This window comes from Bacteroides sp. 90-K9/2 (assembly GCF_047310725.1).
Lineage (GTDB): Bacteria > Bacteroidota > Bacteroidia > Bacteroidales > Bacteroidaceae > Bacteroides > Bacteroides vicugnae.
This window is the reverse complement of sequence record NZ_JBCGVL010000001.1, coordinates 309,770-323,717: the sequence shown is the minus strand read 5'-3', so window position 1 is coordinate 323,717 and position 13,948 is coordinate 309,770. Positions and strand designations below refer to the sequence as shown.

Sequence of the window (13,948 nt, the reverse complement as noted above, 5' to 3'; positions counted from 1 at the left end):
TTTTTAAAAGCAAACAATTTATATTAACTAATCAACTACATTTATGTTAAAGAGAATGCGATCTTTCTTAGTGCTAGTAATGTTGTTTATTGCTGTCACGATGAGCGCGCAGGTTACAACAGCCACGATGAGTGGTAAAGTGACCGCACAAGATGAACCAATCATTGGAGCAACAGTCGTTGCGGTTCACGAACCATCAGGCACTCGTTATGGTACAGTGACTAACGTCAGTGGTCAATTTAATCTGCACGGTATGCGTACCGGCGGCCCTTACAAAGTAGAAATTTCTTATGTTGGTTATCAAACAGCAATTTACAAGGGAATTAATCTTTTGCTGGGAGAGAATTATGTTTTAAATGTTTCTTTAAAAGAGAGTTCAGAACTGTTGGACGAAGTAGTAGTGACTGCTTCTAAAGAGAGTAATATGAAGTCTGACAGAGCAGGTGCTATTATGAATGCCAATCGTGATATGATTAATAGTACTCCGACTATTTCTCGTAGTATCAGCGATATCATGCGTCTTTCTCCACAAGGTGCTGATGTTGGTAACGGTTTTGCAGTAGGTGGTGGTAACTATCGTCAGTCATTTGTCACAGTTGATGGTGCTGCTTTTAATAATACATTCGGATTAGGAGGTAATCTTCCGGCTAACGGGTCTCCAATTTCTTTGGATGCTTTGGAACAAGTTACAGTGGCTGTAACTCCGTTCGACGTTCGTCAGAGTGGTTTTACAGGAGGTGCAATTAATGCAGTAACCCGTTCAGGAGATAATCAATTCCGTGGAACTGCCTATATGTATTTTAATAATGAGAATCTAAAAGGAAGCAAGGTTGATGATTATGAACTTTTACGCTCCAAAGCTCAATATTATACTTATGGCGCAAGCTTTGGTGGTCCGATTATAAAAGATAAGTTGTTCTTTTTTGTGAATGGAGAATATGAAGACAATGTAACTGCGGGATCAAGTTATCGTCCTCGTACTGCACTTGGAGAAAGCTATAGCAGTGGTAATGTACATCGCCCTCTTCAAAGTGATATGGATGACATACGCAGTTTCTTATTAAAAAAATACGATTTTGATCCAGGAAAGTATAATGATTATTCAACGGATACTCCTGCTTATCGTATTATGGCTCGTATTGACTGGAATGCCAATCAAGATAATAAGGTTAGTTTCCGCTTTACCAGAACGCATACTAAAGATTCTAACTTCCCTACTAGTTCAACCAATCCATTGTATTCGTCAGATCTTTATCCAGGAGGTAAATCTAATGAAGTTATAGATGGTAAGCCTGTTGGTGACATTGCTTCAGGACAGGGACGCACATCTAAATATGCATTAAGTTTTTCTAATTCCAACTATTATCAAGTGCGTGATTTTACTTCTGTTGCAGGTGAATGGAACTCGCGTATGGCTCAAGGAGCAATGAATAATATGTTGCGTTTTGCATATTCCTATCAAGATGAGCCTCGTTCATTTGATGGCCCTCTTTTCCCAACTGTTGATATATTACAAGATGGTGCCGTATATGCTAATTTTGGCGCAGACCTTTTTACTGCAGGTAATCTGCGTCAGACAAAAGTATTCACTATTACAGATGAGTTCAACTGGAATGTAGGTATTAATAAGTTTATGGCTGGTTTCCAATATGAGCATACGAAAGCTATTAATGGTTATATGCTAGGAGGTGCTGGTTACTATGTTTATTCAACTTGGAGTGATTTTGTAAATAATAAAACCCCATACGCTTTTGCTATAACCCACTCAAATTCACCTGATATGTCTCAATTCCTTGCAGAATTGAAATTCCAACAATATTCTTTGTATTTGCAAGATGAAATCTCTGTTTCAGAAAACTTTAAAGTAACAGGTGGACTTCGTTTTGAATTGCCAACTTATCCTTCTTTAAAGAATAATTATAATGAAGAGTTTGCCAAATTAGATTTTGGTGGTCAGCATTATTCTACAGATCAACTTCCGAGTGCGAAAGTATCTGTGTCGCCGCGTGTTGGTTTTAATTGGGATATAACAGGAGACCGTAAGTATGTTCTTCGTGGTGGTACAGGTCTATTTGTTGGGCGTATGCCTTTCGTATGGTTGATTTCTGCTGTGGGAAATTCAGGCGTGGGACAAACTACTTATTATTATACGGATGCTGCTACTGCTCAATACAAACCAGGCTTCCATGCAAATCGTGATGAGATATTGAAAGATCTCTATGGCGGTCAGTCACATTCAAAAGTAGAGCTTCCTAAAGACCCTACCATTATTGATAAAGATTTGAAGATGCCTTCTACTTGGAAGACTTCATTAGCCCTTGATATGAGATTGCCGGGTGATATTAATTTTACATTAGAAGGAATTTACAGTCGTGATTATAATCCTGTTGTGATAACTAATCGTGGTTATGAGGTACAAGATGCAAAATTAACTCTTTCTCCAAATGACGTTCGTGATACATATAAGATATATAATAAAGGTCAGAATGTTTATCTTTTAGAAAATTGGAAAAAAGGTGCATATTACTATTCAATTTCAGCTCAATTGCGTAAGAACTTTGATTTTGGTTTAGATTTATCATTTGCTTATACACATTCAAAATCTCGTTCATATAGCGATGGTATTGGTGACCAGGTAACTTCTGCTTATAAAACTAATACTTATTCAGTAAATGGTATTAATGAACACGAATTGGGTTATGGCACTTATGTAGCTCCTGACCGTATTTTGGCTACAGTTGGTTATAAGAAAGAATATGGTAAGCATTTTGCAACCAGTGTTTCTTTATTATATGAAGGAATGCAGATGGGATATGCCGGAACATGGGGATATAGCCGTTACTCATATACTTTCTCTGGTAATGTTGTTGGTGATGCGGGTGCAAATAGCTTATTGTATATTCCTGCAACGCGTGAAGAATTGGATAACTGGAAGTTTAGTGATGCTGCTTCTTATCCTGCTACACAACAAAGAGATGATTTCTGGAATTATATTAACCAAGATAAATATCTGAAGAATCGCAAAGGTAAATATGCTGAAAGAGGTGGAGCTGTTATGCCATGGCATCATCAGGTTGACTTTAAATTGAATCAAGACTTCTATTTAAACGTTGGTGGTAAGCGAAACTTGTTGCAAGTAGGAGTTGATATCAAAAATCTTCCTAACTTGTTGAATAATAGCTGGGGACTTTATAAGCAAGTAATCAATTCTAGCTTGTTGCAATATAAAAATGGAGAATTCACTATGAATAAGAATGCTGGTGAGACGCTGACAAGTACTTATCGTGATTTCCAAAGCTTTAAATCTACTTATTCAGTACAGTTTAGTGTACGTTATATTTTCAATTAATAGTAGTTTAAATATCATAATAAAGAAAGCCGGGCAATCTTTTAATTGTTCGGCTTTCTTTATATTATAAGAATAAAGTGGAGTATATATATAGATCTGTTGCCGAGTTTATTATTTACATGTATATTATATGTCTATGTTTTAAAATAAGTTGCTTTTATCTTTGTGCTGTCAGTTTTATTCCTTATATTTGAAAGACACATAAACAAATAGCCTATGGAAATATAAAAACCTCTCTCTATTGTCGTATTCAATCGACATTTTGTTTTTCATATCAAGTCATTAACTTTAAACTAGAACATAATGAAAGCAATTGTTAGTCCTTTGTATTTTATTTATTTGTTCGTTCTAAGCCTTTTTATAGGTTTCTCTGTTGGTAGTTGTAGTGACAATGAATTCGAAGAGTTTAATGATAACGTTAATGCGACGAATGTTCAAACACGAGCTGTGCCGACTCCTTCATTTGATTGGGAAAATATAGATTGGATGCCTACTCCTTCAATGCAGTCTCGAATTCCTGTCCCTTGGATAGGGCAAGGAAGTTTGGCTGGGAGTTATGGACTTGACGTTCTTAACGATAGAAAGTCTTTTGATGGATGGGAATTATTGTATAATACATTCGATTCGAATGTAACTGCTCCTTTGGTAAATCCTTATTTTATACTTTATAATAAGTACCGAGGAATAATGCGTGTATATTTATATTTAACAACCCCATTTGTTACTACCTCTTCATATATCCAAGATGGAATTTCTGTTGTTTCTAATCATACAACTAGTTTATTAAGCTTTTTAGGGCAAGAAGTGGTTGATGTTGATAAAATAAATACTCATTATGTACAAATACAACCAGCTCCATTTGATGGTTCATTACCTTTAGCTGCAAATAGATGGTATATGATGCAATATGAAATGGCTTTTGATCCCAATTTAATGAATGTTCCATATAATGAAGCTCAATTAAATTGGAACTTAAATTATTATAATATTCAAGAAGTGGAGTTAGGTGGAACAGCAGTCGGTAAATTGAATGGCATAATAGGAGGAGTATCTGGACCTGATTTATTCACTCCATTAATTGGTGTTGGAAAGGTAGTAGGTACAGGAGTACTTGCTGGGATTGGACAAGATTTTATTACTCATAATACAATAAATGCAGATACAGGAGAGAATAAATTAGGATTAGGTAAATCTATTTTTAAAGACTTATCAAAAGGAATATCAAGTGCATTGTCTGCTGCAGGAGGAGATTTGCCTAGTGCTGCTATAAAGTTACTTAGTGCTATTATTGGTGGGGGAAGTACTGAGACTCCAATAAGCATGACAATGAAGGTCAATATGACATTAACTGGAACTGGCAGAGAAGGAGGAGCATTCCCTTCTACTCCTATGACATTTTGGATACCAGGCACGAAAATATCTTCTGATGCTGTTGGTTATATACCATTATATAATAAAAATTTGGGTGTTTTTAATATGGTTAAAAAACCTATATATACTGTTTATCCAGAATGTGAACGTTCTGAATTTGAAGGACCTTATGGAGATACAATGTTTTCTTATAGAATTTATTATATATTACCGACAAGATTTGATTATTCTGATTTGCTGGTAATAAATCCTGAAGTGGATAATCTTGCAGATGTTGAAATAGTGAGGCAGGATATACTATGGAATGGTGAGGTGAATCCTTTAACAGTTCTTAGTGCACGTTTTGATGATTTAGGTAATTCATGGTTTCTTAAGGAAGATCCAGTTTTACGTTTTACTATAAAAGTATCGCCAAAGAATGGCGCTCCTTCGTCTATTATAATGAAATCATTTGCAATGACGTTAGAAGGAGATACATATATTGGATGTTAGCAATATTGATGAATATAGCATTTTATAGCGAGAATAGTAAAAATTAAAGGCGGAAAGAATTAAATTAAATATTCCTATCTATCCTTTTTCTGTTTTATTTAAACTTATTGTGCTAGGAATTTTTTCTATAATTTGAAGGATAAAGAGTAGCCTTTTATAGTCTTTGTCCTTCATTTATTATGTCTTTTAAATTTTAGATTCATACTTTAGTATGTAGCTCTCTTGGAAGTTAGTAAAAATAAATGGTATTCTTTTGAGAAGGTATCTTATTGAATTTTATAAATGATTGCAAAAACTTGTAGTCGTAAGTTTTTTCTACTTATACTATAATATGATTGTTTTTTATATGTAAATTATAACTTCACCCTCATCACCACCGGATTATGATCGCTATAATTAAGATCCGGAGAGAAGTAATCCGTACTATTCAGTTCCGGTGAATGGAGAATATAGTCGATTCTTAACAGATGCTTGAAAAACTTGAAAGTATACATATACCCATGGCCGCTCGTCTGAAAACCATCCTGCAACTTATCACCTTTTACAGTGTGATAAACATACGAAGACGGCAGAGAGTTAAAGTCACCGCAGACGATAGTAGGATAGGGGGAGGCAGCTATCAGTTGTTTTAGGATATCAGCTTGTGCGGCACGTTTCTGGAAATTCTCATGCAATCCGTCAATCAATCCCAAAGCAGCACGTTCCACCCTTTGAGAATCATCCGTGCGGAGTCCCTTTTCCAGTTTGCGCTTGTTCTGGCTCACTTCCGTTGTTTGGAGATGATTGTTGAACAGGCGGATAGTACGGCCATTAATCTCAATATCACACCAGAGACTGCAATTTTTCGAATCAGGATAGACGATAAGATTCTCCTCCTTGATGGGGTAGCGGCTGAAAACAGCCAGCTGCAACAAATGTTTTCCCTCGGGAGAAATAGGAATAAAATGATACGGCCAATCAGAAAGAACCGCAGCTATACTGTCTACACCAAACTCATCGTTAATGCCAAACTCCTGAAAACAGAGAATATCTGCTTGCAGATTTCTCATGTAAGAGGCTATCTCTTTGCATGAATAACCGGTATGCTCATGATTAAAAGCATCAACGTTGTAAGTAGCAACAGTTAGAACACCAGGAGTATACGCGTTCATTTTGACCATTGGAGCCGAAGCCGGGCTGAAAAAAGGAGATTGAATCACACAACTAATATAGCTCCAGTTACTAAATATAGCAATCAGAGGGATGAAAACCCAACACCGCCAACGGATCGTCCAGTAAATGACAGAAGCAAGATTAGCCAACAAAAGTATCGGTAATATCAAACCGATGAAAGGCATAAATTTGAAACTATCCGGTGCGGTATTACCTACGAAGGCGCCCGCAATGGTAACTCCTGCCAAAATACTGGTCAGCACGATGGATATGTAATAAAACAGTCTGTAAAAGGCTTTCATCTAATCTGAATTATTGGGTAATTATATCACTATTAAATCGTTTTCTATATAATATGTACTCTACAATATGTGCCCTTTTACGGAGGCGACAGCCATTTATGAATCATAGCTTTCAGCTTATCATCCGCTATCGGTTTAGCTATAAAATCGTTGCATCCGGCCTCCTTCGCCGCTTTCCGGTCCTGCTCATAGGCAAAGGCACTTTGAGCAATGATAGGCACAGTGGCAGACAGTTCCCGAATGATCTTCGTAGCCTCCAATCCATCCAAATTCGGCATCTTGATATCCATCAGGATAAGATCGGGTTTCACCTCATCGAACATCGTGACAACCTCCATTCCGTCATGTGCACGTATAAGACGGTAGTCTTTATATAGAATTGCTTCCAGTAGTTCGAAATTACTGTCCGTATCTTCCGCTACCAGAATACAGAGACGTCGTGCACCTTTTGCCTTTTCATTCTCTGCACTTTGATTACTCGAATCATCAGCTTTGCCGGTAGATTCTATCCCTTCACTGTTTCCTTCACCATTCTCTTTCTCCGAATCTGCATTTACAGATTTTGCAACCGTATACGGCAAAGTAAATGTAAACGTCGTTCCCTTACCAAATTCGGAGCTGACGGAAATCTTGCCCCCGAGACGTTCAACGATAGACTTACAGATAGATAATCCCAACCCAGTGCCCTGTGCATGGTTGTTCAGCTTGGCAAAACGTTCGAACACACGACCCACTTTCTCCGGCTCAATTCCCGTTCCGGTATCTGTTACGTGGAAAACAATCTGGTTATCCACCAGCTTATAACCATAACTGATACTTCCTTCTTTCGTAAACTTAACAGCATTCCCAATCAGATTCGAAATCACCTGGAATACCCGATTCTTGTCCGTTTCAACCACCAGACTCTCGTCCGAAGGCTCATAGACAAGACTCACTCCCTGTGGAGTACGGAATATGTGAGCATCGTGTACTTCCCGGCAGAGATTATGTAGACTGGCAGGTCCGAAAGAAAACTCAATAGTCCCCGATTCAATTTTCGAGAGGTCGAGAATCTCGTTGATAAGTTGTAGGAGACGTTCGTTGTTCGCGTTTACGATGTTATAGTACGTCTTTCGTTCCTCCGCATCCTCGCTTTCGGCAATGAGATGCGAGAAGCCTACAATAGCATTCAGCGGCGTACGTATTTCATGGCTCATGTTGGCGAGGAAGGCCGATTTCAGGCTATCAGACATTTCCGCTTTCTCTTTCGACGATTGAAGTTCCCGTTTTATTATTTCCAGTTCCGTGATGTCCCATTCGATGCTGACGATGATAGGCGAAGACAATTCGTCACCGTCCACCCGGATTTTCCGTTTGTCGAGGATAATCTGGTTTCCGTTTCTGTCCTTTCCTTCAATGGTCCAGTGCAGCCCTTTTCCGGTGGTGGCCACTTGGATATCCTCCTGTCTTTTCTTCTCGGCTACGATAGGCGGGTAGAAATCGAAATCATTCTTTCCGATAGGATCGTTCTTATAGAGATCACGGTTGTTAGCTTCCCGGTTCCGGTAGATGTATCGGAAGTCGTTGTTGATTTCCTTCACTACAATTCCGGCAGGGAGATTGTTGATAGTCGTGTCCATGATTTGGTTAAGCCGTTTGATTTGGGCTTCGTACCGGATTCGCTCGGAGATATCATGTGCAAACGACCAGTAACTTTCTTCTCCGGAGTCATTGGTGACGTTGTACATCGTACCTTCGTAAGCCAATATATCTTTATTGATTTTTGACGGATGATGCGCCACAAAGTTGCTGCTGCCACCGTGTATGACATCTTTGCAACGTTCGTTCCAAGCCTCTTTCGTAGGCATATCTGCGGCGACATTGTAAATCTTTAATTGACTGATATCCTCGTTTTCGGAAATGCCGTGATTGTGCAGGAAACGACGGTTGGCGAAGATGATCGTGCCGTCGGGCTTGGCGGCAAAGATGCTCTCTCTGGCGTTGTTGATGGCATGTGTCAGCGTATTGATGTCATTTCTACGAAGCTGTATGTCCGTGATGTTCTGGATATATCCTTCGATGTTGAAACTACCGTCGGAAAGCTGTTCACGCAGATAAGTCTGGATGCGTATATAGAAGATTTCCCCGTTCAGGCGGATGCGGTAGCTGATACTTTCCATATTGAGTTTTTTCTCGTTTAGCTGATACCATTCCCTGAAGCTTTGTCGGTCTTCTTCTACAATCAGTTCCACATATTTTTCAATGGCAAGGTTTTGCACACTTTCCTCACACAGGACACCCGTATATCCCAAATAGTGGAAAATATTCTGGTTCGTATTGTACGTCCATTGTCCTATCTGGGCTACCTTTTGGATGGCCCGCAGGGTGAGATTCGCCTGTTCCAGCTGTCTTTTTACGTTACTTCTTTGCGTGATGTCACGATATTGGCAAAGCACCATGCCGTCATAAGGAAACATGAGACATTTGAAATAAAAAGTTTCGTCTTTCAGTACCAACTTGAAGTTCTTGCTGATGCTTCGTTGCTCTTCGAGCACAGTCTGAAAGATGGGCATCACCCTCTCTTTTGTATATTCCGGTAAAAGCTCAAATATATTTTTTCCTAAAAGAATGTTTTCTTGCAGGAACCACAGATCACAATGAGGTTCAATGTCTACGCAGACGCCATGCCTGTCAACCAATAGCATTGTGTCTGCTGTCAGTTTCAGTATTCTTTGTGCGTTATTCGCATCATGTAATATTCTGTCCATGTCTGTTTTTTATTAGATGATAGAGACTTATGTCTTATAATTAAGGATAACAAAAGATAATAGCGTTTGTTTTTACTTTTCAGCACGCTTTGCTTTTTCCCAGGCTCCGTTTCCTTTTTTCTTCTTCAGATATCGGATGCCTTTCAATACATTGACATTCATAAATAAAAAGTAGTAGGGGATAAAAAGCAGCTTGTTTTTTATCTGTTTCGTAGACAGGTAATATCCCCAATATCCCAACCCGTAAAAAAGAACCTGCATGGCAAGCAGCACTCCGTAAAATATCGTGGAACCACCCAACAGCAGAATCGCAATATTCAGCGGGAAGAGGGCAAACAGCAGGAACGGAGTAATAGACCACCGCAATACCCGGTGCGACGTATATTGAAAGCTAAGTAGCCCGTATCGGAAAGGATTCAGCAACGGACGAAGCCGCCAGATAGACTGCAATCCTCCCGCAGCAATGCGCACTTTTCGCTTTTCTTCTTCGCGCATATCTGCCGAACCGCTTTCGATAGCGTAAGCATTGGTGCAATAAGCAATGGTGTAACCTTTCATTGTGATCCGGAGCGAAAGAATAAAATCGTCGAGCAACGTATCCGGTTCCATAGCTTCGAACAGCTCGTTACGCACGGCAAACAGTTCGCCTGCTGCTCCTACAGCAGAGTAGAGCCGTGCATCAAGTGCTTTTAGGGTTGATTCGTATTTCCAGTAAATACCTTCACCACCGGCAGCCGCCCCGTCTTTAGTCTGCACGGCAATCCGTTTTTCACCAGCCACGCAGCCCACTTTCGGATCCTGGAAAGCAAGCACGATTTCCCGTATTGCCTCCCGGTTCACCATCGTGTTGGCATCCGTAAAAACAACGAGCGGAGTGTCCACCAACGTCATTCCACGTGTCATTGCAGCCGTCTTACCTTGCCGGAGCGGTTGGAAATGTACGGTTGCTTTTCCCTGCCAACGCGTCTGCAGTCGTTCGTTCGTACCGTCATCGCTTCCGTCCGTCACCCATACGATGTGCAGCTTGTCCGCAGGATAATCCAGCTCAAGACTGTTTTCCATCTTCTCGTCCACTACATCTTCTTCGTTGAATGCCGTAATGAAGAGGGTAATTTCCGGCAGGTCTGCGTCCGATGCTGGTAACGAACGCTTTACAGGCTTCACGAAAAGCTCTTTCAACTTAACGAGAACGTAAAGCACAATTCCGTAGCCCAGATAGGTGTAGAACACAATGAACAGGGCAAGCCAGAAAATAATTTCAAGGCAGAGGGCAATGGTTTCGTTCATAGTTGTATATTCTTTATTAGAGTTATAAAATTAATTATTTAGTTGCTGTTCAATCCATTCCAATCTTTTTAGATAAATACTTCTCATTCGACTGACTGCTTCGTTAAACGATAATTTTTCATCGTTGTTTGGTATGATGGTACTATCAAGATTTGATAGTGGCCATAATTTTGAATTTTCCTTTTCAGACAGAGAAAGTGCAGTTGCTTTTTCGGAGATATAATCAGCAATCCCTATTAACTGTGGTTTAAGTTGGTAGAAACGTTCTACAACCTTTCTTTTGAAATTAGGATCTTTGAATAAATATTTGTACCAGACAGCACTTTTATTATTGTTCTCGGCTTCTGTCGTAAAAGTTGTATAGTCAAAATCCCATAATGGGCCGGCATACAATTTCTTATTGCGGTCTTTATAGCAGTATACACTATATATGTATCCCATTTCTTTATTTCCAACTATTGCTTGTACCATCCAATAGTCGATAAAGGACTCAACATTGATATATTCGTTGTATACTTGTTCATATTCTCCAGCCTGAAGAAGTGCTTCAAATGTGTTTGTATAGTTTTCTATGTATTCAAGTTGCGCTTTGTTGAGCACTTTTTCATCTGGCTCTTTTATGTTGACCGGCCAATTGTTGATGGGAGTCCTGAATTTGTTAGGTTCATCATAATATGAGTCATATTCTAATAGATATCCACCAGTAATTTGTGGCTCATCCATATCTTCTGCAGTTAATTCTTTAACATTAACTCTGTTTTTGTCAACTCTGATTTGTTCGCAAACTTGGAAGTTCCCTTGATACTCACCATTAAAGATTACTTCAGCAAATTGGCTTTTGGGGGTCCATTGTAGGTTGTCAGCTATGTAGCCGATATGAAATGTGACATCATTTCGAAGTAAGGTTCTATCTCTATAATTAGCGAGGAAGCTCCATCTTTTGTGTTTAGGCATTCCAAGTATGCTTGATTTATTGTTTAGTTTCACATTGAATGGTTTTTTAGGAAATCTCCATGTACCATTTCCTCTTCCTTTTACTTCAATAGAATCTTTGAAATCTTCAAAATGATTCATTCCTTTAATTTCGAATGATGCAGTGAGCCAATTCTCCCGATCCAGTAGTGGGTGTTCTCCATTAGTTTTGATTATGACAACTGGCAGTCCTGTATATGGTAACAATCGGACTTGATAATCTTTTGTTTCTCCATTATCTCCTTTAAAGGTATATGTGATGATTTCACTGAAATCGTTAGCGGTTACTCCATCTTTTTGTTCTTTATTGTTGATGTATAATTTACCTCTTTCTGTACTGAATGAGGCTATTAGGTTGCTTGCATCAATGGGTTTGTCTAAATACCAAGTTAATTTATTATGACTAGTATATATAGGTAGTTCTATATCTTCTGCTAATTGAGGATTTAATTTTTTTTCAAATTTGAACGAAAGTAAATTCCCCTTGTCAATAAACAAATTGTTTTTTGTATCAATGCAAGAGCTAGACAATAGTACAATCGATAGAGTACATGCCGATCTTATAAACATTTTAGATAAGACAAAATTGAGTATCATATTATTTTTTCTTTTCATTTTTCATATATTCCTCCAAAGTTATCGGAACATGTCTATGAGTCTTATTTTTTACTTTATTTTTTATCATATAATAGAGAGCGCTACCCACTTTCTTTAATTCTTTTACTGCACTTCTGCGTGGATATAACTGTTCCACCATCTGCCGGCTCCACGGTTTGGTAAAGAAATCAGTATATTTTTCATCAATCGGGTTAACGATGAATTCTATATTATCTTTCCATTCGCATCGGTTCAGCATCAAGTCTCCTTCGGTGAGCCATAGCAGTTTGTAGGTCAGCGACTGGTAAGGCAGATAATTTAGAAACAGTTCACCATAATTATTTTCATAATTTCCCGGCATCCTCGATTTCTCAAAAAGAATTAGTTTTTTATCCAGATAGAGGATAATCCATTTATGAGATTTTTTGGGAAAAAGAAACTCGCCCAACAGACTAGGAGTCTCCATATATCCTCTCTTAGATACTCTGCATTGTTCACGAATAAAATCTGCCGGATTTTTAACGTGTTCAAGTACTTGGTTACAAATCACATAATCAAACTCCTTATCCTTAAACGGCAATGCTTCTCCGTTTGCATTGATAAAATCCTGGTGTGGATAAATCTTAAGATTTCCGCATCGGTGATAGTTCGTTTCTATGTACTGCTCTACAATAACATCAGCCCGGTAAGTCGGATTATGTCCCGACCCTACTTCTAGTACCCTGTCTTTCTTACCAATATTCAGGTCATCTCTGTCATATGGATTACGGATAATCATAGTATTCTTTTTTAGAGTGTGTGAAAGTTATTTGTTTTTAATCAGATTGCTATCTTCATCTTTATATTCTTTTTTCTTTGTGAATATACCTCCAATACCTTTCAACCCTTTTACAACGCGCACTTTGAAACTGTTGAATAAACTTCCGTCTGCCCCCACCGTTCCATATCCTGTTACTGCGCGTGCTTTACGGTTACGTACAAATGCGATTTTACCAAATTGTTTAAGCTGTAAAGCCAGATATCCATCTTCACCGCGAATAATATCCGTGCGGATGCCTGTTTTCTTTGCATACTCTGTGCGATAGGCAAATACAAGACCGCGTACACTAAGTTCGGGACGTTTAAAAGATTGCATCCACAGATGCAAATCACGGGCAGCTTCATAGATTTTCAATCCGAACGGTGAATGATTTTCGTCAGGAATATAACTCCATAAGGAGCTGACTCCCACCACTCCCGGACGCTCTAAAGCATCCACCATCATTTCTACGTACTTGGGTGGATACATCGTGTCGGAATCAATATTGATATGATATTTTCCCCGTGCGTTGTTCAAACCACAAAGTCGGGCAAAACCACAGCTATGCTGGGTTTCCGTATGATAAGGCACTCCACATGCTTGAAAAATTTCGGCTGTCCGATCTTTTGATTCGTTGTCTACACCGATAATCTCAACAGGATATTTACATTGCATTTCGCTCAAAGACCATAGACAGGCAAGTAAATGCTTTTCCTCATTATACCCGATCAGTGACACTGTGACAATTGGGTTATTGCTTTGTAATTTTGCAATATTCTGGCGCACTTCTTCAACTATGAATGGAGAAGCTTCAGAGAACGGTTTTTCGTATACTTGCAGATATTTACTGTACCATTTGTTCATAGTTGTATCTAATTTA

General features: G+C 38.8%; 8 protein-coding genes. 2 read left to right on the top strand and 6 right to left on the bottom strand.

Annotation, left to right across the window (positions count from 1 at the left end):
• Positions 1–43: 43 nt before the first annotated feature.
• Both AAHJ11_RS01120 and AAHJ11_RS01115 read left to right on the top strand, forming a co-directional pair.
• Positions 44–3,349, top strand: coding sequence for a TonB-dependent receptor domain-containing protein (locus AAHJ11_RS01120; RefSeq protein ID WP_320975298.1), 3,306 nt, complete (start codon positions 44–46; stop codon positions 3,347–3,349).
• Positions 3,350–3,652: 303 nt separating this feature from the next.
• Positions 3,653–5,212 carry a hypothetical protein gene (locus tag AAHJ11_RS01115; protein ID WP_258980425.1) on the top strand — a complete coding sequence of 520 codons (1,560 nt, stop codon included), beginning with the start codon at positions 3,653–3,655 and terminating at the stop codon, positions 5,210–5,212.
• A gap of 353 nt (positions 5,213–5,565) precedes the next feature.
• Here the strand turns inward: AAHJ11_RS01115 and AAHJ11_RS01110 are convergent, their stop codons facing one another.
• From AAHJ11_RS01110 to AAHJ11_RS01085, 6 genes are all read right to left on the bottom strand, one after another.
• Positions 5,566–6,666 carry an endonuclease/exonuclease/phosphatase family protein gene (locus AAHJ11_RS01110; RefSeq protein ID WP_320974657.1) on the bottom strand — a complete coding sequence of 367 codons (1,101 nt, stop codon included), beginning with the start codon at positions 6,664–6,666 and terminating at the stop codon, positions 5,566–5,568.
• 77 nt (positions 6,667–6,743) lie between these two features.
• A complete protein-coding gene (locus AAHJ11_RS01105) occupies positions 6,744–9,413 on the bottom strand; it encodes an ATP-binding protein (protein ID WP_320974658.1) in 2,670 nt (889 codons plus the stop codon).
• 72 nt (positions 9,414–9,485) lie between these two features.
• On the bottom strand, positions 9,486–10,700 hold the full coding sequence (locus AAHJ11_RS01100; RefSeq protein WP_320974659.1) for a glycosyltransferase family 2 protein: 1,215 nt from the start codon (positions 10,698–10,700) through the stop codon (positions 9,486–9,488).
• 30 nt (positions 10,701–10,730) lie between these two features.
• Positions 10,731–12,287 carry a CotH kinase family protein gene (locus AAHJ11_RS01095; RefSeq protein ID WP_281219750.1) on the bottom strand — a complete coding sequence of 519 codons (1,557 nt, stop codon included), beginning with the start codon at positions 12,285–12,287 and terminating at the stop codon, positions 10,731–10,733.
• Positions 12,271–13,047, bottom strand: a complete 777-nt coding sequence (locus AAHJ11_RS01090) for a class I SAM-dependent methyltransferase (RefSeq protein ID WP_413578934.1) — start codon at positions 13,045–13,047, stop codon at positions 12,271–12,273. The genes AAHJ11_RS01095 and AAHJ11_RS01090 overlap by 17 nt, the downstream gene beginning before the upstream one ends.
• Positions 13,048–13,074: 27 nt before the next feature.
• Complete coding sequence (locus tag AAHJ11_RS01085) at positions 13,075–13,932, bottom strand: glycosyltransferase family 2 protein (protein WP_281219748.1); 858 nt, start codon at positions 13,930–13,932, stop codon at positions 13,075–13,077.
• Positions 13,933–13,948: the final 16 nt, after the last annotated feature.